The organism is Enterococcus ureilyticus, assembly GCF_001730315.1.
GTDB lineage: Bacteria > Bacillota > Bacilli > Lactobacillales > Enterococcaceae > Enterococcus_L > Enterococcus_L ureilyticus.
On the sequence record NZ_MIKC01000039.1, the window covers coordinates 66,477 to 86,960 of the forward strand.

At 36.7% G+C, this 20,484-nt stretch carries 19 protein-coding genes; 16 read left to right on the forward strand and 3 right to left on the reverse strand.

Annotated features, from left to right (window positions below; translation table 11 throughout):
• The first annotated feature begins 75 nt into the window (after positions 1-75).
• From recR to BCR24_RS13025, 13 genes are all read left to right on the forward strand, one after another.
• Positions 76-672 (forward strand): recombination mediator RecR, encoded by a 597-nt coding sequence (gene recR, locus BCR24_RS12965; protein WP_069640945.1) that lies wholly within the window; start codon positions 76-78, stop codon positions 670-672.
• A gap of 352 nt (positions 673-1,024) precedes the next feature.
• A complete protein-coding gene (locus tag BCR24_RS12970; RefSeq protein ID WP_069640946.1) occupies positions 1,025-2,767 on the forward strand; it encodes an LPXTG cell wall anchor domain-containing protein in 1,743 nt (580 codons plus the stop codon).
• A gap of 187 nt (positions 2,768-2,954) precedes the next feature.
• Complete coding sequence (tmk, locus tag BCR24_RS12975) at positions 2,955-3,599, forward strand: dTMP kinase (protein WP_069640947.1); 645 nt, start codon at positions 2,955-2,957, stop codon at positions 3,597-3,599.
• Between the two features lie 14 nt (positions 3,600-3,613).
• Complete coding sequence (locus BCR24_RS12980; protein WP_069640948.1) at positions 3,614-3,943, forward strand: cyclic-di-AMP receptor; 330 nt, start codon at positions 3,614-3,616, stop codon at positions 3,941-3,943.
• Position 3,944: 1 nt separating this feature from the next.
• Positions 3,945-4,895: a DNA polymerase III subunit delta' gene (holB, locus tag BCR24_RS12985; RefSeq protein WP_069640949.1), complete on the forward strand. Its 951-nt coding sequence runs from the start codon at positions 3,945-3,947 to the stop codon at positions 4,893-4,895.
• Positions 4,896-4,909: 14 nt separating this feature from the next.
• Complete coding sequence (locus tag BCR24_RS12990) at positions 4,910-5,749, forward strand: PSP1 domain-containing protein (protein WP_069640950.1); 840 nt, start codon at positions 4,910-4,912, stop codon at positions 5,747-5,749.
• A complete protein-coding gene (locus tag BCR24_RS12995; protein WP_010773302.1) occupies positions 5,742-6,089 on the forward strand; it encodes a DNA replication initiation control protein YabA in 348 nt (115 codons plus the stop codon). The genes BCR24_RS12990 and BCR24_RS12995 overlap by 8 nt, the downstream gene beginning before the upstream one ends.
• A gap of 80 nt (positions 6,090-6,169) precedes the next feature.
• A complete protein-coding gene (gene rsmI, locus BCR24_RS13000) occupies positions 6,170-7,036 on the forward strand; it encodes a 16S rRNA (cytidine(1402)-2'-O)-methyltransferase (RefSeq protein WP_069640951.1) in 867 nt (288 codons plus the stop codon).
• A 336-nt stretch (positions 7,037-7,372) separates the two neighbouring features.
• Entirely contained in the window at positions 7,373-8,590 is a 1,218-nt protein-coding gene (locus BCR24_RS13005) for an ammonium transporter (RefSeq protein ID WP_069640952.1), read from the forward strand.
• An 11-nt stretch (positions 8,591-8,601) separates the two neighbouring features.
• Positions 8,602-8,946, forward strand: coding sequence for a P-II family nitrogen regulator (locus BCR24_RS13010; RefSeq protein WP_069640953.1), 345 nt, complete (start codon positions 8,602-8,604; stop codon positions 8,944-8,946).
• Positions 8,947-9,071: 125 nt separating this feature from the next.
• Positions 9,072-10,049, forward strand: a complete 978-nt coding sequence (locus BCR24_RS13015; RefSeq protein WP_069640954.1) for an HD domain-containing protein — start codon at positions 9,072-9,074, stop codon at positions 10,047-10,049.
• Between the two features lie 43 nt (positions 10,050-10,092).
• Positions 10,093-11,232 (forward strand): DNA polymerase IV, encoded by a 1,140-nt coding sequence (gene dinB, locus BCR24_RS13020; protein ID WP_069640955.1) that lies wholly within the window; start codon positions 10,093-10,095, stop codon positions 11,230-11,232.
• A 102-nt stretch (positions 11,233-11,334) separates the two neighbouring features.
• Positions 11,335-12,753, forward strand: coding sequence for a cryptochrome/photolyase family protein (locus BCR24_RS13025; RefSeq protein ID WP_069640956.1), 1,419 nt, complete (start codon positions 11,335-11,337; stop codon positions 12,751-12,753).
• 65 nt (positions 12,754-12,818) lie between these two features.
• Here BCR24_RS13025 and BCR24_RS13030 read toward each other — a convergent pair whose 3' ends face one another.
• The 3 genes from BCR24_RS13030 to nrdD all read right to left on the reverse strand — a co-directional run bounded on the left by BCR24_RS13030 (position 12,819) and on the right by nrdD (position 16,821).
• Complete coding sequence (locus BCR24_RS13030) at positions 12,819-13,607, reverse strand: SDR family oxidoreductase (RefSeq protein ID WP_069640957.1); 789 nt, start codon at positions 13,605-13,607, stop codon at positions 12,819-12,821.
• Between the two features lie 200 nt (positions 13,608-13,807).
• Entirely contained in the window at positions 13,808-14,410 is a 603-nt protein-coding gene (gene nrdG / locus BCR24_RS13035; RefSeq protein WP_069640958.1) for an anaerobic ribonucleoside-triphosphate reductase activating protein, read from the reverse strand.
• Between the two features lie 218 nt (positions 14,411-14,628).
• Positions 14,629-16,821, reverse strand: coding sequence for an anaerobic ribonucleoside-triphosphate reductase (nrdD, locus tag BCR24_RS13040; protein WP_069640959.1), 2,193 nt, complete (start codon positions 16,819-16,821; stop codon positions 14,629-14,631).
• 309 nt (positions 16,822-17,130) lie between these two features.
• On the opposite strand from nrdD, the gene BCR24_RS13045 reads away from it, so the two are divergent.
• The 3 genes from BCR24_RS13045 (at position 17,131) to BCR24_RS13055 (ending at position 20,479) form a co-directional block, all read left to right on the forward strand.
• Positions 17,131-17,898 carry an ABC transporter ATP-binding protein gene (locus tag BCR24_RS13045; RefSeq protein WP_069640960.1) on the forward strand — a complete coding sequence of 256 codons (768 nt, stop codon included), beginning with the start codon at positions 17,131-17,133 and terminating at the stop codon, positions 17,896-17,898.
• Positions 17,888-19,966 (forward strand): ABC transporter permease, encoded by a 2,079-nt coding sequence (locus BCR24_RS13050; RefSeq protein ID WP_069640961.1) that lies wholly within the window; start codon positions 17,888-17,890, stop codon positions 19,964-19,966. The genes BCR24_RS13045 and BCR24_RS13050 overlap by 11 nt, the downstream gene beginning before the upstream one ends.
• A 363-nt stretch (positions 19,967-20,329) precedes the next feature.
• Positions 20,330-20,479, forward strand: a complete 150-nt coding sequence (locus BCR24_RS13055) for a teichoic acid D-Ala incorporation-associated protein DltX (RefSeq protein WP_069640962.1) — start codon at positions 20,330-20,332, stop codon at positions 20,477-20,479.
• Positions 20,480-20,484: the final 5 nt, after the last annotated feature.

The following is a 20,484-nucleotide window of genomic DNA, read 5'->3' on the forward strand; positions in this document are numbered from 1 at the left end:
TTTGTTACCCTTTTTGTTACCTTAACAAAAAGATTATTCTTTGAATGACTGATATGAAAGGAATTGTTATAAAATATGCATTATCCAGAACCTATCGCTAAATTAGTTGAAAGTTATATGAAATTACCTGGTATCGGTCAAAAAACAGCTGTTCGATTGGCTTTTTATACACTTGATATGAAAGAAGAAGATGTCAATGCTTTTGCCAAAGCTTTGATCAGTGTGAAACGTGATCTGCATTTTTGTAGTATTTGCGGCAATATTACAGAAGAAGATCCTTGTGAAATTTGTCAGGATACAACAAGAGACCGCAGTATCATTTTAGTCGTAGAAGAACCAAAAGATGTGATGGCAATGGAGAAGATGCGTGAATATCATGGGCTGTATCATGTGTTGCATGGGGTTTTATCGCCAATGGAAGGCACAGGTCCAGAGGATATTAATATTGCATCATTGATTCAACGTCTTCACGATGATGAAGTCAAAGAAGTCATTATTGCAACAAATGCTACGACAGAAGGGGAAGCAACAGCGATGTATCTTTCTCGTTTGATCAAGCCCGCTGGAATCATCGTGACAAGATTAGCTCATGGCTTGTCAGTAGGCAGTGATATTGAATATGCGGATGAAGTAACCTTGTTAAAAGCTGTAGAAGGACGACGGGAACTTTAGATTATAAAATAGAGGGGAGACTCATCTACAGATGAGTCTCCCCTCTATTTAGTCTTACTCTTCAACAATGCTGATTGTAAAGCCATCATATCCTTAGCTGCAAATCGATTTTCCCAAGAACTCACACCCAATTTTTAATAGTTACTCTAAAACAATTATAGCATGTTCGAAATTAAACCAGTTCATTCTTGCATGCTCAGACTAAATCAGAAATGTTGTTGTTATTGTAAATGTTTTTATCATTTATCTTTTCACTAAAATAAATACAGTTTATTAATTTTATTGTTTTAAAATTGATAATATAATACGTATTAGTTTTTATATGATTAAAAAGACGAATGGGAGATGTAGGATGAAAAGCAAATTTGATAAAAGAACTAGTAATTTCATTTTTATTGTAATTTTATTTCTTATGTGTATTAGTTCAATTATGCTGGTCAAGACAAAAGTACAAGCCAAAGAGCTCAATGATGTGATTCAAAACGTAAAAGTCACTAACGAACAGGGAGAAGACCAAGCTTCGTTTCAATCATGGGATATTATCCAAGTTCATATGGATTGGAGTATTCCAAATGGTAGTGCTCAAGAAGGTGATACGACGCTGATCGACCTACCAGCTGAGTTAGATTTAGTAAATAGTTTGTCTTTTGATGTGTTAGATGAAAATGGCTCAGTTGTAGCGACTGCGGTTGCAGACAAAGGCTCAAAAACAGTTTTACTGACCTATACCGACTTTGTTGAAACACATTCCAATGTTAAAGGGACTTTGCAATTTTCAACCCGTTTTGACACAAAGATGATTGATGAATATGGCACAATCAAATTAGTTTTTCCAATCAACAAAACAACGGAAGTATCTACAGAAATCGAAGTGGAAGAAGCAACAGATGATCCAAATGAGGTGATGAATAAATGGTCTTGGTTTTCAACAGATTCCCGTACACTTTATTGGGAAATTCGAGTAAATGCTAGTGGACAAGAATTCCCTAACGCTGTAGTTACTGATACGTTTCAGACGAATAACTATCAATTAGTTCCGGGATCAATCAAAGTAACATCAGCCGAATTTCCAGATGCCGACAAGGGAATTTTTGATAATCCAGTCAACAAAATCGACATCACAGATCAAGTCACTATTACGTATCTTCCGAACGGTTTCACCGTCGATTTTGGCGATATGCCTGAAGGAATCGGTTATCTGATTGCTTACGACACAACGATCGATCATCAACCGTACGACCAAGAAGAATTTTCTAATCTTGCAACTTTAGAAAGCGATCAAATAACGATCGATTCAAAAGAATCTAAAACCCAGTACTCTGATGGGAGCGGTACAGGAACGGGTGAAGTCTTTTCGATTGAATTAGTAAAAACGTCAGAAGATGGAGAAGCGCTGGCGGGTGCAGAATTTGATGTTTTTCGAGATTCAACCAATGAACGTATTGGTCAAATTGTTACAAACACAGAAGGATTAGGTAAAATAAGTAATTTGTTGCAAGAAGACTATACCTTGATAGAGACGAAAGCACCACTAGGTTTTATCTTGGATACCACTCCTATCAAGGTGTCTTCGGCTGACTTTAAAAATCAAATTGCCTTTAAAAAAGTGACAAATAAAGCAGAACCAGTGTTAGGAGCAGTCCGCCTAGTTAAAATCGATCAAGCAACGAAAGAGAAGCTTTCAGACGTGATCTTTGAATTGCAAGATGAATCAGGAAATGTCATACAAAGTGAGCTAACGACGGATGAAAATGGGGAATTGTTTGTCCAAGGATTGGTTGCTGGGCGTTATCAATTTGTTGAAACAAAAGCCTTGAAAGACTATATTTTAGATGGAACTCCGATTTCTTTTGAGATCAGTTCAGGACAAAAAGCACCCCTAGAAATTATTGTTGAAAATAAAAAAGAAAAACCACCAGTGCAACCGAAAGGAAGCAACAGTGATCATCGCTTGGAAAAAATGAATAACAATTCTTCAAAAGAGCACTCATTACCTAAAACTGGTGAAAGCCAAATGAGTCATTTATTTTTACTAGGAAGTCTGTGCTTAGGTGTTGCCATGCTCATTTTATTGAACAGAATTAAAAAAGTATAAGTGAATCAACGCCATATAACTGGGAGAAGTCCGTCAAGATATTCTTTCCAGTTTTTTTGCTATAAAATCACTACTTTTTCATTGATTCGTCAGGAAAATTTTAATAATAAGGAATTCAATTAGACTGATAGTGATAGATAAAGTATAATAGATGAAAGGAATCAAAGTAAGTAAGGGGATTAGTAAAGTGCAAGGTATTTTTATAACAATCGAAGGGCCAGACGGCGCAGGTAAAACGAGTGTATTGAACGAGTTATACCCAAGGCTGGATTTGGCAGCAGAACGAAGCATCATCAAAACAAGAGAACCTGGCGGCATTCCCATTGCTGAGAAGATTCGTCAAATTATTTTAGATCCAAGAAATCAAGAGATGGATGAGCGGACAGAAGCGTTGCTTTATGCAGCTGCTCGCCGTCAGCATCTGATGGAAAAAGTTTTGCCAGCATTAGAAGAAGGCAAAATCGTTTTGTGTGATCGTTTTGTGGATAGCTCTTTAGCGTATCAAGGAGCTGGTCGACGGATCGGTGTTGAAGCAATCGCTGCAATCAATGAATTTGCAATCGAAGGCACCATACCTGATTTTACAATCTATTTAGATGTAGATTCAGATACAGGCTTGAACCGTATCAAAAATCATCGTACGCAACAGATCGATCGACTGGATTCAGAAGGTCTTGAGTTTCATCAGCGAGTACGCCACGAATATTTAAAACTAGTGGAAGAAAACCCAGAAAGAATTACGAAAATCGATGCCAGAATGGGCTTGGTCGATGTTGTAGAAGCAACTTTTCAAGCAATCGTAAATCGTTATCCAGAATACTTTAGAAACTAGGAAGGTGACCGAATATGAAAATTATTTTAGCAATTGTCCAAGATAAAGATAGCAACCGTTTAGCCAATGAGTTCATTGACGCCAATATCCGCGCAACAAAACTTTCATCAACTGGTGGTTTTTTAAAAGCTGGAAACAGTACATTTATCGTTGGGATCGATGATGACCGTGTTGACGAAGCATTGGAATTGATCAAACAAACCTGTCAATCTCGTAAACAATATGTGTCAACTCCTGTAACACTAGATATTACGATGGATGGACAAGTGCCTTATCCTGTAGAGGTTGAAGTAGGCGGTGCAACTGTCTTTGTTCTTCCAGTAGAAGGATTTCATCAATATTAAGATGAATGAAGCTCACGTTTTAAATGAGCAGCAACCACTACTATACCAGCAACTTCAAAAAAGCTTCGAGCATGGTCGTCTTGCCCATGCTTATCTTTTTGAAGGCGATACAGGAACTGGTAAAAAAGAATTTGGCTTATGGATGGCAAAACATGTTTTTTGTACTAATTTGACAGAGAATAATCCTTGTAACCACTGCAATAACTGCTTACGAATCAACGAGAACGAGCATCCAGATGTTTTAAGAGTTACGCCTGACGGCCAAACGATTAAAGTGGACCAAATCAGAGCTTTAAAAGCCGAATTTAGTAAAAGTGGTGTTGAATCTGCCCAAAAGGTTTTTTTGATTGAGCAATCTGACAAGATGAGTGTTGGCGCAGCGAATAGTCTATTAAAGTTTTTAGAAGAGCCAGAAGGAAAAGTCTTAGCCATTTTAGAGACGACCTCTTTAGCGAAAATTCTCCCAACGATTCAATCTCGCTGTCAGGTGCTTCATTTTCAACCGCTGGTTAAGGATAAATTAGTCAATGCACTAGTTGAATCAGGGGTCAATAAAAATACAGCGAATCTTTTGGCTGAACTGACAAATAGTTTCGACAAAGCAGTTGAAATCTCTCAAGATGAATGGTTTAATGAAGCTAGGGAAATTACTCAACAATGGTTTGATTACTTGATAAAAGATGATTTACAAGCGTTTGTCTATGTTCAAAAAAAGATGATCAAAGTCTTTAAAGAAAAAGACCAACAAGCGTTGAGTTTTGATTTATTACTTGCTTATTATCGCAAACAGCTCACTGACAGTGTGGCCAAAGAACAGCTTAAACGTGTGATCGAACAACAGGCACAACGAGTTGAACTGATTTTGAAGGCTCGCCAAAAGTGGGAAGCCAATGTTAGTTTCCAAAGTGTTTGTGAACAATTAGTGGTACGAATGATCCACCCTAAAACATAAATAGGAGGATGAAAATGGTAGAAGTAGTAGGAGTTCGCTTCCGCGAAGCAGGTCATATCTATTATTTTGCTCCTGGAAAATCAGAGTATTTTTACAATGATAAAGTGCTTGTGGAGTCACAGCAATCTAAACAGCTGGCCACAGTTGCCATACCGAAAAAAACGATCGATCCAGAAGATTTACCTGAGGATCTAAAACCCATTTTAAATAAAGCATCAGAAACTGATTTAGAAAAGGAACAAAAAAACGTAGACGATGCCAAAGCGGCATTAAGTGTGGCCAAAGAGAAAATTCGTGCGCACGAGTTAGAGATGAAATTGATTCGTGTTGAATATACATTTGATCGCAGCAAAATGGTTTTTTATTTCACCGCAGACGGACGAATCGATTTTCGAGAACTCGTCAAAGATTTAGCAGCAATTTTCCGTACGAGAATCGAATTACGTCAAATCGGTGTCAGAGATGAAGCGAAGATTTTAGGTGGTATTGGTCCTTGCGGCAGACAATTATGCTGCTCAACCTTCTTAGGTGATTTTATGCCAGTGTCGATCAAAATGGCAAAAGATCAAGGATTATCGTTAAATCCGGTGAAAATTTCTGGCTTATGCGGGCGCTTGATGTGTTGTTTAAAATATGAAAATGATGAATACGAAGCAGCGAAAAAGGAATTACCAGATTATGGTAAAGATGTGATCACACCAGATGGAAAAGGTCGCGTAGTTGGCTTAAACTTATTGAGTCGAATCATCAAGGTTCGTTTAGTAGGTCGTGAAATCGCTGTAGAATATGAATATGACGAAATTAAAGAAGCAACGCAAAAAGCTCAAGCCGAAAAAGGTGATCATAATGGATAAACGTTCTTTATACGACGGACTGAGTTCTTTAGAGACAGATTTACAAGGAACTTTAGGACAATTATCAGAGATTAAAGAAGCACTTCATGAGTTAGTAGAGAAGAATACAACGCTTGAAATTGAAAACCAACGCTTACGAGAACATTTGCAGGAGCTGACAAAACTAGCCAGTGATCCGAATGATCCAGCAAAACAAGAGCTATCTAAATCTCGTATGAATTTGGAAAAGCTTTATGAAGAAGGCTTTCATGTTTGTAATATTTTATATGGCTCACGTCGTGAAAATGATGAAGAATGTGCGTTTTGTTTGGATGTCATTTATGGTGAAAGATACAAATAAATAGTAATCAATTCAAATTTAGAGGCTGTGACAATATTTGTCTCAGCCCTTTTACATTTAGATGTTGAAAAGGAGCAGTTATGCAAAAACAAAAAAGTTTCGATTCATCCAGCATTGGACAACTATATTTGGTGCCGACACCAATCGGAAACTTAGAAGATATGAGCTTTCGCTGTGTTAATAGTTTAAAGGAAGCAACGATTATTGCGAGTGAGGATACTCGAAATACTCAAAAATTACTCAATCATTTTGAAATAGCAACGCCTCAAATTAGTTTTCATGAGCATAATTACAAAGAACGAATTCCACAATTTATAGCTCGTTTAGAGGCAGGCGAAACGATTGCACAAGTAAGTGATGCAGGGATGCCGTCAATTAGTGATCCAGGTCATGAATTGGTAGAAGCGTGTATTGAATCAGGCATCAAAGTAATTGCCTTGCCTGGACCGACTGCTGGAATCACAGCCTTGATTGCTTCTGGTTTGTCGCCTCAACCCTTTACATTTTATGGTTTTTTGCCGCGCAAGAAAAAAGAACAAGTTGAGATTTTGGAACAGTTGAAAACGGCTATTCCAACACAAATATTTTATGAGTCTCCCCATCGAATCGGGACAACGATAAAGCATTTCTCTGATGTTTTTGGTGAAGAACGTAAAGCCGTGATTTGTCGTGAGTTGACGAAGATCCATGAAGAATATCTTCGCGGAACATTGGCTGAATTGAGGGATTATTTGGCTGAACATACGTTAAAAGGGGAATGCTGTCTTTTAGTTGAAGGAGCTAGTGAACTAGAACCAATCGAAAATGAGGATCTGGAACTCTCTATCAAGGAGCATATTGACGTTTTGATGAATACAGGTAGTACGTCTAAAGAAGCAATTAAAGAAGTAGCGAAGTTGCGGGGCTTGAAAAAGCAAGAGGTGTATAAAGAATTTCATGTCGAATGAATTGAATAGTGAAAAAGGATGAGAGAAAAGCGTTTAGCTCAGAGAAATAAAAAGGAGTTGCTTTTGCCTTGCCATTTTCTGAGATTTAGAGCGCGAAACAAAACTGACCTTTAGTTTTTGTCTCGCGTTTTTTATTGGTTCACTAAAGTATTCCTTATTTTTAATTGGAAACGCTACATTGGTATAGATGTTATTTTTTATAACGTAAATTGTCAGAAAAATGAAATTATTTTAGTTGATTAAGTGATTTTTGCTAGGATAAATTAATAAACGATGCTAAAATAACCGACAAAGCTAAAATGAAGGTTGGCTTAATTTGGAAATTGGAGGGGTTTTATGGAAACAGGAAATAGTGCATTTATTTTGATTTGTTCTGCAATGGTTTTTTTGATGACACCAGCTTTAGCCTTTTTTTACGGTGGGTTAGAACGAAGGAAAAATATTCTCAATACAATGATGATGGTGATCTGTGTAATGGGATTGGCTTCAGTTCTTTGGATTATATTAGGCTATTCGATGTCTTTTAGTGGAGATAATCTATTCGTCGGTAACCTAGATAAATTATTTTTTGAGCATGTATCAATGACCAAAGGAGATACGATACCTGAAGGCTTGTTTGCAGGGTTTCAAATGATGTTTGCCTTAATTACCACTGCTATCATCACAGGTGCTGTAGTTGGTCGTATGCGGTTTTCCGCCATCTTTTTGTTTATCGCTATTTGGTCGATCGTGGTTTATTATCCGATGGCTCACATGGTTTGGGGCAGTGGATTTTTAGATAAAATAGGATCGATCGATTTTGCTGGTGGCAATGTAGTCCATATTAGTTCAGGAATTTCAGGTCTTGTATTGGCGATTGTTTTAGGACAGCGTCGTGAATATCGACAAACAGAATACCGTCCCCACAACATTCCATTTGTAGTGTTAGGTGCTGGCTTACTTTGGTTTGGCTGGTTTGGTTTTAACTCAGGCTCCGCACTAGCGGCAGATGGTCTAGCAATTCATGCTATGTTGACAACCAATACAGCAGCGGCTAGTGGCATGCTTTCGTGGATGTTGATCGAAAAGTTAGCGCTTGGTAAACCAACTGTTGTGGGTGCTTGTACTGGTGCTGTTGTAGGTTTAGTAGCGATTACGCCAGGTGCAGGATTTGTTTCTCTTTGGAGTTCTTTTGTACTAGGTGCTTTAGTAAGTCCGTTTTGTTACTATTTTATTTCATTTGTTAAACATAAAATTGGTTATGATGATGCATTAGATGCTTTTGGTTGTCATGGTGTAGGCGGAATTTTTGGCGGAATCATGACAGGTGTTTTTGCAGATCCAGCTGTAGGTGGAAAAGTTGGGCTATTATATGGTGGAACAGAGCTGTTCATCGCTCAAGTTGCTAGCATCGTGTTTACGATTCTTTTTGCTGGTGTTGCTAGTTTTATAATCATCAAAGGGATTCAATTGTTTATACCGATCAGGGTATCCGCCAAAGAAGAAGCTTTGGGATTAGATAGAATCGAGCATGATGAAACTGCTTATCCAACATTTATGGGACTAGATTCTTAGGAGGAAAATGGATGAAAAAAATAGAAGCAATCATTCAACAAGAAAAATTAGAAGAGCTGAAAACAACAATGACTGACAATTTTGAAACGATTGGACTGACCGTGAGCCAAGTGTTAGGCTTTGGAAATCAAAAGGGGTTAAAGGAATACATACGTGGTCAAGAAATTATCACCACATTACTTCCTAAAGTCAAAATTAGTATGATTGTTTTGGATAACGATGTAGAAGCTGTGATTGCCTTGATTTTAACGATTTGTCAGACTGGAAAAGTAGGGGATGGCAAAATATTTGTGTACAATGTAGAAGAGGCGATTCGTATCAGAACCGGTGAACGGGGATCAGCTGCGATAAGATAGTCTCATAGGCGGAGTAGTACTGAAAAAGTACTGCTTCTTTTATTTTAGCCATAATCAGTTGTAAATGAACAAACGTTCGTATATAATATGTGTAAAAGCGAGTAAACGATTTAGGAGTGAAAGCAATGATTGTTGAAGATCCCTTATATGGTTCGTTTGAAGTAGAAGAGGTCCTAAAAGCCTTACTCTTATCGAAAGAGATGGAACGATTAAAGGATGTTCATATGGCGGGGCCAGCATTTCTGATCAATCCCTTTTGGAATGAAACTAGATATGAACATTCTGTTGGCGTTATGTTGTTGATCAGAAAGCTTGGTGGTTCCTTGGAAGAGCAAGTTGCAGGATTACTGCATGATGTATCACATACAGCATTCTCTCATGTCATTGATTTGGCTTTAGCCAATAAACAAGATGATTATCACGAGCAAATCAAAGAACAAATGATCGAAGAATCTGCGATTCCAGCAATTTTGAAGCAATTTGGTTTTGATTATCAGCAGATTTTATTTAATGATGCCCAATGGCAATTATTGGAACAAGAAGCACCATTGTTATGTTGCGACAGGATCGATTATACATTGAGGGAAATTCATCGCTATTTTTCAGTTCCATTACAGGAAATTCAACAATTTCTGACTGCAATCAACATTGTCGATGAAAAAATTGTTTTAGAGTCATCGGAATGGGCTATTTGGTTTATGGATCAATATAAAAAAATAGTGATCGACTTTTTTTATGATCCTCGAAATATATGTAGTTATGAATGGATGGCCAAGGCAATCCAGCTTGGGTTAGAAAGTCAGGATATTACCCCTCAGGATTTATTGTTGACAGATTCAGCATTTTTGATGAGATTACAAGCAAGTAATTCGATTGAAATTCTTCAACTGTTGACTAACATGAGCCAGCCACTAAAATATAGCATTTGTTCAAGTGAAGACAATTATGATATCTGGCAAAAAAAGAAAATAAGATTTGTCGATCCACTTGTTCAAACAATCGATAGAACAGTTCCAGTTTCTACACTTTCCACAATTGCACAAACTAAGATTGAAAACCTGCTCAATGATAGTAAAACAGGAATTTTTCTTAAATTTCATTAAGAGTGAGAGATCATCACATCAAGTTTTGAAGGAGGCTGGCAAAATGATCGGTGAACTGCGTTTTCCGTTGAAAAAGGACATTTCTCGCAAAATTATCCATATCGACATGGATGCCTTTTTTGCTTCTGTGGAAGAACGAGACCATCCTGAACTCGTCGGTCACCCCTTAGTGATTGCAAGGCACCCAAGTGATACAGGTGGAAAGGGTGTGGTAACGACAGCCAATTATGAAGCTCGGAAATTCGGGATTCATTCTGCAATGAGTGCCCAAAAAGCCTATGAATTATGTCCGGAAGCTATCTTTAAACCAGGAAATTACGAGAAATATTCTGAGATTTCTCAGCAAATTAGAGAAATTTTTCGACGCTACACAGATATTATCGAGCCAGTTTCAATCGACGAGGCCTATTTAGATGTAACTGCTAATAAAATAAATAGCAAATCAGCGATTAAAGTTGCTAAATTGATTCAGTATGATATCTGGAATGAGTTGCATTTAACCTGTTCAGCAGGTGTTAGTTATAATAAATTTTTAGCTAAATTAGCTTCTGATTTTCAAAAACCTAAAGGCCTAACGGTTGTGAAGCCAGAAGACGCCGAAACTTTTTTGAAAGCTTTACCGATCGAGGCTTTTCATGGTGTTGGGAAAAAAACGGTTCCTAAAATGCATGATTTAGGTATTTATACTGGTGAGGATTTGTATAAACAAGATGAAATGGAACTAATCCGTCATTTTGGTAAAATGGGGTATTCTCTCTACCGAAAAGTTCGAGGAATTCATGACTCACCTGTAAGTATCACAAGAGATCGTAAATCAGTAGGCAAAGAACATACATATGGAACTCCACTAACTACAGAGGCGCAAGTGACAGCTCAACTAAGACAATTGGCGCAGCGAGTAGAGGAGTCTTTAGAACGAGTCCAAAAACATGGCAAAACGGTTGTTTTAAAAGTGCGCTATGCGGATTATAAAACAGTGACAAAGCGTCGAACCCTACCGGAATATATTTCTAAAAAAGAAGAATTGTACTATCAAGCAAACTTGATCTGGGAAGAAATTCTAGGACTTGAACAAGGAATCCGATTATTAGGAATAACGTTGACAAACCTGGATCCCATGTCGTATGAGAATATGATATTACCTTTATGGGAAAAACAAAAAAATGAGAATGGTGAAGACTAGATTGATTTTGGGTAATATAAGACGCTAATCCTGATTATTCGTTGTCTCGTGAAATCTGTGCTACTATTAAAGGAGATTAATTGTTACGAAAGGAAAAACACAATGAGTAAAACAATTATGTGGTTTCGCAAAGACCTTCGTTTAGATGATAATACAGCTTTTAATAAAATGATTGAACAGAGCAAAAAGACCGAGGAACTTATCTGTATTTTTCAATTAAACCCATTACAATTTTTAGAAAATAGTTACAATCAAGAGGCTTTTTTCTGTAGTTTAAGTAATTTTTATGAACATCTTAAAACACATCATATCACCCTTCATTTTTTATATGGAAATGTAGCAGAATCCTTTTCAGAACTTAAAAAGGCTTATCCCGATTGGCGTACAATTTATTTTAATAAAGATGAACGCGGCTTCGGCAGAGAGCGGGATCAACAGATGCTTGATTCTTTTGAAAGTATGGCTATTCAAGTTAATGCGTATCAAGATAGTCATTTACATGGTGTAGAGGAAATCAAAAAGCCAACAAATGAAAGCTATAAAGTATTTACCCCTTACTATAAAAAATGGATGCAAATGCCTAAACGTCCTTATGAGAAAATGTCTAAGCATTCTCAATCATTTGTAACGCTTACGCATCCTTTATTTCATCGTGGCGAAAAAGAGTTTAGAAAAATTGTTGAAAAAATAGCTTTACCATTCGATTACGAATGCGGAGAGGATGTAGCGGAAAATGTGTTAAAAGAATTTATAAGTAAGCATTTACAGGATTACCAAAAAGCCAGAGATTACCCTGCATTAGATCAGACAAGCAAATTATCAAGATTTTTGAGAACAGGGGAAATCTCGATTCGCAAAATTTGGCATGCTCTGAATGCTGAACCAGAATCAGACGGGCGCCAAACTTTTATTTCTGAGCTTTGCTGGCGTGATTTTTACAATATGATTTATTTTGAGAATCCGATCCAAAAAACGCAGGAAATCAAAGAACAATATCGACAACTAAAATGGCAGGATAATCAAGAGTTGTTTGAACGATGGAAAAACGGTCAGACAGGTTTTCCAATCGTCGATGCAGCAATGAGACAACTAAATCAAACCGGCTGGATGCATAACCGCTTACGAATGATCGTCGCATCTTTTTTGACGAAAGATTTAATGATCGATTGGCGTTGGGGCGAAAAATATTTTCAACAAAAGTTGATTGATTATGATTCAGCAAGTAATATTGGTGGTTGGCAATGGGCCGCTTCAACAGGTACAGATGCAGTGCCTTATTTTCGAATCTTCAATCCTACGAGACAAAGTGAAAAATTTGATCATCATGGGGACTTTATTCGTCAGTTTATCCCTGAGCTAAAACATGTACCTAATGAATATATCCATGAACCAAATAAGATGCCATTAGCTCTTCAAGAAAAAAATGGCCTTTCAATTGGAAAGGATTATCCAGAGCCAATTGTAGAGCACAGCAAAATTCGTTCAGAGGTTCTTGATTTTTTTAAGGCAAGTATTACTTAAAAAGCAAGTGGGGAGACAAAACCGTTTTTAGGTTGAGCTCCCCACTTTTTTTATCGAATTGTATTTTATAGTAAAGATTCTGCGCCATCTACATAAAGCTCTGTGCCAGAAATATTTGCGGATGCGTCAGTTGCTAAAAACAAAACAGATTGAGCAACTTGTTCACTTGTTCCAGTGTCATTTTTTAATGGGCGATCGCCTTCTGGAAACTCTACCTTGATTTCAACTTCTTTTAAGGCATCAGAGTAAGTTGTTTTTTCATTGATCGCAGTGTCGATTGCTCCAGGACAAATTGCATTTACACGAATGTTATAACGGGCCAGCTCTAAAGCTGCCATCTTTGTAAAGGCTACTTGTCCAGCCTTTGATGCACTGTAAGCGGAAGCTCCAAAATTATTAAAAATTCGCGTACCATTGATAGAACTAGTGATAATAATTGAGCCGCCGTTTTTCTTCATGTGTGGAATGGCAAATTTTGTACATAAAAAGGTACTACGTAAATTTGTATTTATTGTTTGGTCCCATTCACTAATACTTAGCGTTTCAATTGGAGCCCACGTTCCATTGATTCCGGCATTACTGAAAAAAATATCGAGTCCACCCAAACTATCGGTCAGCTCATCGATCGCTTTTTTTAAAGAAACTTCATTCGTTACATCAACGCTACGGTAATAACAGACATCGGTATCCTGTTTAAATTCTTCCGAAATAGATGCTAGGCGCTTTTTATCAGCATCGATCAAGCCAACAATAAACCCTTTTTCAATGAATAGTTTAGCTGTAGCATACCCAATTCCAGAAGCAGCACCAGTGATGATCGCCTTTTTTGAAGAGTTAGACAGAGTTGATATCATAATAAGTTTATCCTCCTAAATTTTTAATTGATTTTTAATCATTAAGTAAGTGTTTATTTTATTGTAATATACATTTAGAAGATGAGCGAATGATTTGATAGGAGGACAAACTAAAGCCAATGGGGCCACAAGAGAAATCTTGTGGGCCCCATTGGTTAAGTTATGGACTAAGTGATAATAATAGTACCTAAGGATAGTCTTTAAATCAATTTAGCTTTTTCAATTTGTTCATAAGATTGTTCGGCATCATGACATTTTTCCCAGACAACAGCTTGCCCGCAAGCCAAGGATTTTTTTACATCAATGATTCGTTGATTGCTACTACCTCTGAATTGTAGATTCAAGTTTTTTTTTGACAATTCAAAGCGGCCATCAACTAAAATATCAATTTTGTTTAGTAGCTCAAGTTTATCAGCTGATTCTACTAACAGCTCCTCAAAGGTGTAGCCAGACCAAGACCAGATGTCCTTCTTATGTCCAAATTCTTGATGAACTCGATCAACTATAGTCAAACAAACTTCTGTATTTAAAAAAGGTTCGCCACCTAGCAAAGTCAACCCTTGCACGTAATCATGTGCTAAGTCTTCGATAATTTTTTCCTCTAGTTTTTTGGTAAATGGTTTGCCATAGCGGAAGTTTTGGACGGCTTGATTAAAACAACCTTCACACGCAAATAAACAGCCGCTGACATATAAGCTATTTCGCACACCTTCACCATCTACAAAATTAAACGCTTTATAATCGGCGATATAATTTTGACTTAGCTCTGTTGCTAACCATTCCTGTGGGTTGGGATTTCTCATTTCTAATCCTTCTTTCAAAGAAAAACGATGCTTGTATAGAGCCACAGGGGGCATCGTTTTTTCTGGATTTCATTAAAGTGATTGGTTTGATCCACTTTTTATTGAATCTAGCTACACAAACCAACTCTTCGGAAAAAAGATAACAATTGCTAGTGTCAAAAAGCGTCACAATCAATTGATCCTATTTTTCAGTCGGAGTTACCGGTTTGATCCCCTTTTTATTTCATATGTTTTACTCTTGATGAGATTTCTTTATGTCTTCCGTGAACCATAGGGCGTGCTTGCGGGTTGCCTAGGTAGCCGCAGGTACGTTTGACAACATCGCATGATTTGGGATCATGATTGCCGCATTGGGGACATTCAAACCCTCGCTCAGTTGGATGAAAGTCGCCTTCAAAGCCGCATTCATAGCAATGATCGATTGGTGTATTAGTACCCAGATAACCAACGCGGTCATATGCGTAATCCCAAACAGCTTCTAAAGCTTTAGGATTTTGTTGTAAAACTGGGTATTCGCAATAGTGGATGAAACCGCCTGAGCAATATTGTGGATAATCTTTTTCAAAATCTAATTTTTCAAAAGGAGTTGGATTTTTACGAACATCATAATGAAAACTATTCGTGTAATACTCTTTATCTGTAATATTTTCAACAATCCCAAATTTCTCTGAATCTAAACGGCAGAAACGGTCAGTTAAACTTTCACTAGGGGTTGAGTAAACACTAAAATGATAGCCATAATCGTTGCCCCAAGCATCTGCATGAGCCTTCAAATCTTTTAAGATCGCAATCGTAAAGTCTTTTGCTTCAGGATTTTGTTCCCAATCACCACCATAAAAGGCAGAAGCGACTTCATATAGCCCGATATAGCCTAGTGAAACAGTAGCCCGTTTGTTTTTGAAGAGTTCATTGACAGATTCTTTTTTCGATAATCGTTTTCCAAAAGCACCATACATATACAGAATTGGTGCATTAGCTGGCGTAGCTTCTTTACAGCGTTCAACGCGATAAACCAGAGCATCTTTCATTGTTTCTAAACGTTCTGCCAAAAGGGTCCAGAATTTTGACTTATCACCGTGAGCTTCCATAGCGATTCTAGGTAAATTCAATGTGACGACACCTAAATTCATACGGCCCACGTTGATTTCTTCACCCTGTTCATCTTTCCACCCTTGTAAAAAAGAGCGGCAACCCATTGGAACTTTAAAACTACCAGTAAGCTCAACTAAACGATCGTAATTTAAAACGTCAGGGTACATGCGTTTTGTGGCACATTCTAAGGCAAGTTGTTTTACATCGTAATTTGGATCTGTTTCATTTAGATTGACGCCACGTTTCAAGGTGAAAATCAATTTAGGGAAGATAGCTGTTCGGTGTTCACTACCCAAACCATTGATCCGAATTTGCAAGATGGCACGTTGAATCTCACGTTCAAACCAATTCAAGCCTAATCCAAATCCTAAAGAAGTAAATGGAGTTTGACCGTTTGAGGTAAATAATGTATTGATTTCATATTCTAAACTTTGCATGGCATCGTAAATATCTTTTTTTGTTTTGCTTTTAGTATAAGCTTCTTGCCGTTCAGAACCTTCGATCCATTCTTTTGCATCAGCTAAATGTTTTTGATAATTTAATTCAGCAAAGGGGGCTAACAATTCATCTACACGGTCTGCTGAACAGCCGCCATATTGACTTGAAGCAACATTTGCAATGATTTGAGAAATTTGGGCAGTAGCTGTTTGGATCGATTTTGGCGCTTCAACTTCAGCATTACCGATTTTGAATCCATTATTCAGCATCCCTTTAAAATCAATTAAGCAGCAGTTAGTCATTGGAGTATATGGATGGTAATCCAAGTCATGATAATGAATGTCACCTTTTTGGTGAGCATTTGCAACATGAGCTGGCAACATTTTAAGGCCAATTGATTTACCAACGATTCCGGCAGTCAAATCTCGTTGAGTATTAAAAACATCACTATCTTTGTTTGCATTCTCATTGACGACAGATTGATCTTTATTGATTAATTTACTGATGGTAAAATTGATATCGGTTGCTTTACTCCGCTCAAAATCACGACGAGTTCGGTAATTGATATATTCTTCTGCCAATTCATATTCGTTTCTAGCGAGTAAAATATGTTCGACGATATTTTGGATCTCATAGATTTTCACATCTTCAGTGAAACGGTCAGAAATTTCTTGATCGATTCTTTCGACGATTTCTTGAATACGTTCATGGGCAAGAGGGTCTAAAGAACCATGAATCTTTTGTTCAGCTTTGATCAAAGCGTCATAGATTTTTTGATCATCAAAATCAACTAACCGTCCATCTCTTTTCACTATTTTCATCGTGTGCAAGGTCGAATCAGTAGAACCCTCTTGATTATTTGTGTACTTCATTTCCATCATTACTACCCATCTCCTCATAGATTTATTCCATCCTTATCATAAATCAATTCAATGAATCTTTCAACTATATGTAGTGTGAAATTTAATTTTTATTCCTGCTTTACAACTACATATAGTGTTTATGAGGAATGAAAAAATAATGAAAACAACTACCTAAAAGGTTTGTGGAAATTGTCACAACATTTTGGACTTGAAAAATAAATGATTGATGAATCTTTTTTTATTATTACTTAATTGTAAGGGAAAACGATGTTCAGTTACACAAAATATTGGTAGAATAAGGACAATGAAAAAACTGGAGCGAAATGTATGAAAAAAATTTTAGAAGTAAATCATCTAAGTCAAACATATGGTTACCGAAGTAATAAAGTACAAGTATTAAATAATATTTCTTTTTCTGTTGATCAAGGGGAATTTGTCGGCATTATGGGTCCAAGCGGTGCCGGAAAGTCGACGTTACTGAATGCCATCTCAACTATTACTTTACCAACGACTGGAACTGTGAGGATCGATGGACAAGATATATTGAAAATGCGTGGCAATCAAATCAGTGATTTTCGCCGAAAAAAATTAGGCTTTATATTCCAAAACTTCAATTTAATGGAGACCCTAAATGTAAAAGATAATATCTTATTACCCTTGGCAGTAGACCGGATGCCTCTGGCAGAGATGGAAAAACGCTTGATGCACGTTACCAGTATTTTAGGAATCGATCAGTTATTGACAGACTATCCTAATGCCATTTCAGTAGGACAAAAACAACGAGTGGCGGCAGCACGTGCCCTTATCACAAAACCTACAATTATTTTTGCAGATGAACCGACTGGATCGTTGGATTCTAAATCAGCCGCTGAGTTACTACAATATATGACGAATATGAATCTACAAGATGATGCGACGATCATGATGGTTACGCATGATCCGTATACAGCAAGTTATTGCAATCGGATTTTGTTTATCAAAGATGGTGCGATTTTTTCAGAAGTGGTTCGTCAAGGATCTAGGAAAGAATTTTTCAATCGAGTAATCGATATGCAAGCGACGATCGGCGGAGGTGGTCGGGTCAATGATTTTTAATCTGTCTTGGAAAAACTTTAAGGGACAATTTCTTAATTATCTTGTTTATTTTGTCAGCATGACCTTTGCAGTCGTGGTTTATTATTGTTTTAGTGCGATTACGTATAACAGGAATTTAACTAATAGAGTAGAACAAGAGATTCATATTGATGGTGCCATGAATTTAGGCGGTATTTTAGTTGTGATTATGATTTTAGGCTTTATGTTTGCAGCAAATCATTTCTTCTTATTAAAACGAGGGAAAGAAATAGGTTTATATCAGTTGATTGGCATGCGAAAAGAGCAAATTTCCTTTTTATTTTTTATCGAAACGGTGATTTTAGGGGCTCTTTCTTTGATCACTGGGATTATTTTGGGGATTATTTTTTCAAAGCTATTCTCAATGATCTTAGCGAAGGCGATGTTTTTACAAGTGGAAAGTCTGTTTTATATTTCGATCCCTTCGATGATTCAAACAAGTATTGCGTTTGCTTTTATGTTATTAGCAGTATCTTTGCGAAGTAGCTGGTTGATTTATCGTTATCAAGTGTCAGATTTACTTAGCAAAAAAAGGAAAAAGACAGCTGAGATAGATAAAGTGTCAACTCTAAGTATTTATTTGGGTATTTTGGGCGTAGTATTGATCCTTATAGGCTATATTTCGTCGTATAATGTGATCCCTTTCGCCACATTTTTGATGCGGACAGCTTTTGGTTTTGCTGGTTTTTTGATTGCACCAATAGCAATCATGTTTATCTGCATGTTAGGTACCTATTTATTTTTTAAGTACACAATGTATTTAGTTGTCTATTTATTGGGGAAAAGTAAATCAAATTATTATCGAAACTTAAATATGTTGGCATTGGGCAATACGAAGGTACATATTAAAAGAGTGGGAACGACCTTATCATTTGTGACTATTTTTATTGCGATTGCATTAGGAATGATCGGAGGTGCAGCATCGCTTTATACGATTGGGATGAATTCTGTGAATATTACAGCCCCAACCGATTTTATTGTCGCTGAAATGGATTTCAAAAAAGTGACCCAAGTCATTGAAAAGGAACCGGATACATCAATTAATTCGTCAGTCACATTGAATTATAAGTTGACGGGTAGTCAATTTCATCTTAAAATTGGACAGGAAGTAAACGAAAATAATGTCAGTCCAATAAATATATTGTCACTTTCAAATTATCGTGAATTTCAAAAAATAAATCCTTATTTGAAAACGATTGACTTAACAAATAAGCAAGATATCGTTATTTTAGACAGTATTCAAAATATATTAGGTGGCTTTATTCAATATGGTTCTGAATTTTTATTACCAGATGGCATAAAGCTTAATGTTTCAGATGTTCGTCCAGATTATTTAGGACAAGAGTTATTAAGGTATAATTTTCCTACAGTCGTTTTATCTGATGAGCAATTTGATGAGATCCATTCAGGCATAAGTTATAAATTAATGGCTTTCAATATTACGGCCAAAGATGAAGAAGCATTGGCAAATAAATTATCAGAAAGTGTAAAACCCAAATGGATATCTCCTATTTTTTATCAATATCAATGGCGTGATAACCAGTTGGAAGGTTACACGTCAAGTACCAGCCAACAGGCTGAAAAAGATCAAGAGTTTTCTGAAGAGAGCGAACAGGAATATTGGCAGTTGAATTATACCAGTCGTTTCTCAGAGCTAAGCTACGAGAGGCGAGAAATGGGATTATTTATTTATGTTGCCATGTTTTTAGGAGTCTTAGCGCTGATCATTACAGGCAGTATCTTGATGCTGCAGCAATTTTCAGAAGCCGAAAGGGAAAAAGAACGCTATGATCTATTAAAAAAAATGGGTGTTCCTAAACAGGAAATCACTAAGTTAGTTTATCAACAAAATAGTATCATCTTTTTTCCACCAATGATTATCGGTGTCTTACATGCTGCCTTTGCGATTTATGTGTTTAGTAAATTTATCACGAGTTCTGGATACTGGCTGGCCTATCTCTCTTGTGGCTTACTGATTTTGATTTATCTGGCGTATTACTTTTTAACATCAGCGATTTATTCCAGTATCATTCAAGGGAAAGACAGATAACAGCTTAAACTTTTCTTAAAAAGAATTAAAGCTTGCAAAGTAAACAAACAGTGAGCTGGATTTTGCGGTCATCAGTGTATGAACTCTTTAAATTTATAGACAGCCATTATTGCGTCTTATTAGGTTGCGGTTTGAAGAGTAAAATCATTTGAGAAAAATCTTTTTTTGTATTTTCTTTTCTTTAAAAGAGGGTGGAACAAAATTTTTTCCTTTTGTTCTAGCCCTCATTTTATGTACAGGTGACAAAACTGTTAGTAGAAAATTAGGGTTTATTTACGAATTTAGTTTCTTTTCGAGCTTGTTTTGATTACAATAGCAGTACAAAAATGATGAATATGTGGAATTTTGGAGGCATTAAATAGAATGAAGAATTTTTTTAAGCAACCTAATGTGCAATACTGGGGGAAGTTCTTTTTAAAGACCGTATTCTATTTTGGAATACTTCTCATGTTGATTTATTTATACCATTACAAAAATATTGATGGTGGCTCATTTATTTACAATGAGTTTTAGGGAGG

Coding starts and splice junctions, on each gene's coding strand:
- nrdG (WP_069640958.1), bottom strand. CDS start 14,410: ATGAGAAATCCCAACCCACAGGAATGGTTAGCAACAGAGCTAAGTCAA.
- nrdD (WP_069640959.1), bottom strand. CDS start 16,821: ATGATGGAAATGAAGTACACAAATAATCAAGAGGGTTCTACTGATTCG.
- BCR24_RS13005 (WP_069640952.1), top strand. CDS start 7,373: ATGGAAACAGGAAATAGTGCATTTATTTTGATTTGTTCTGCAATGGTT.
- dinB (WP_069640955.1), top strand. CDS start 10,093: ATGATCGGTGAACTGCGTTTTCCGTTGAAAAAGGACATTTCTCGCAAA.
- BCR24_RS12970 (WP_069640946.1), top strand. CDS start 1,025: ATGAAAAGCAAATTTGATAAAAGAACTAGTAATTTCATTTTTATTGTA.
- holB (WP_069640949.1), top strand. CDS start 3,945: ATGAATGAAGCTCACGTTTTAAATGAGCAGCAACCACTACTATACCAG.
- BCR24_RS12990 (WP_069640950.1), top strand. CDS start 4,910: ATGGTAGAAGTAGTAGGAGTTCGCTTCCGCGAAGCAGGTCATATCTAT.
- BCR24_RS12995 (WP_010773302.1), top strand. CDS start 5,742: ATGGATAAACGTTCTTTATACGACGGACTGAGTTCTTTAGAGACAGAT.
- rsmI (WP_069640951.1), top strand. CDS start 6,170: ATGCAAAAACAAAAAAGTTTCGATTCATCCAGCATTGGACAACTATAT.
- BCR24_RS13010 (WP_069640953.1), top strand. CDS start 8,602: ATGAAAAAAATAGAAGCAATCATTCAACAAGAAAAATTAGAAGAGCTG.
- BCR24_RS13025 (WP_069640956.1), top strand. CDS start 11,335: ATGAGTAAAACAATTATGTGGTTTCGCAAAGACCTTCGTTTAGATGAT.
- BCR24_RS12980 (WP_069640948.1), top strand. CDS start 3,614: ATGAAAATTATTTTAGCAATTGTCCAAGATAAAGATAGCAACCGTTTA.
- recR (WP_069640945.1), top strand. CDS start 76: ATGCATTATCCAGAACCTATCGCTAAATTAGTTGAAAGTTATATGAAA.
- BCR24_RS13045 (WP_069640960.1), top strand. CDS start 17,131: ATGAAAAAAATTTTAGAAGTAAATCATCTAAGTCAAACATATGGTTAC.
- BCR24_RS13015 (WP_069640954.1), top strand. CDS start 9,072: ATGATTGTTGAAGATCCCTTATATGGTTCGTTTGAAGTAGAAGAGGTC.
- BCR24_RS13050 (WP_069640961.1), top strand. CDS start 17,888: ATGATTTTTAATCTGTCTTGGAAAAACTTTAAGGGACAATTTCTTAAT.
- BCR24_RS13030 (WP_069640957.1), bottom strand. CDS start 13,607: ATGATATCAACTCTGTCTAACTCTTCAAAAAAGGCGATCATCACTGGT.
- BCR24_RS13055 (WP_069640962.1), top strand. CDS start 20,330: ATGAAGAATTTTTTTAAGCAACCTAATGTGCAATACTGGGGGAAGTTC.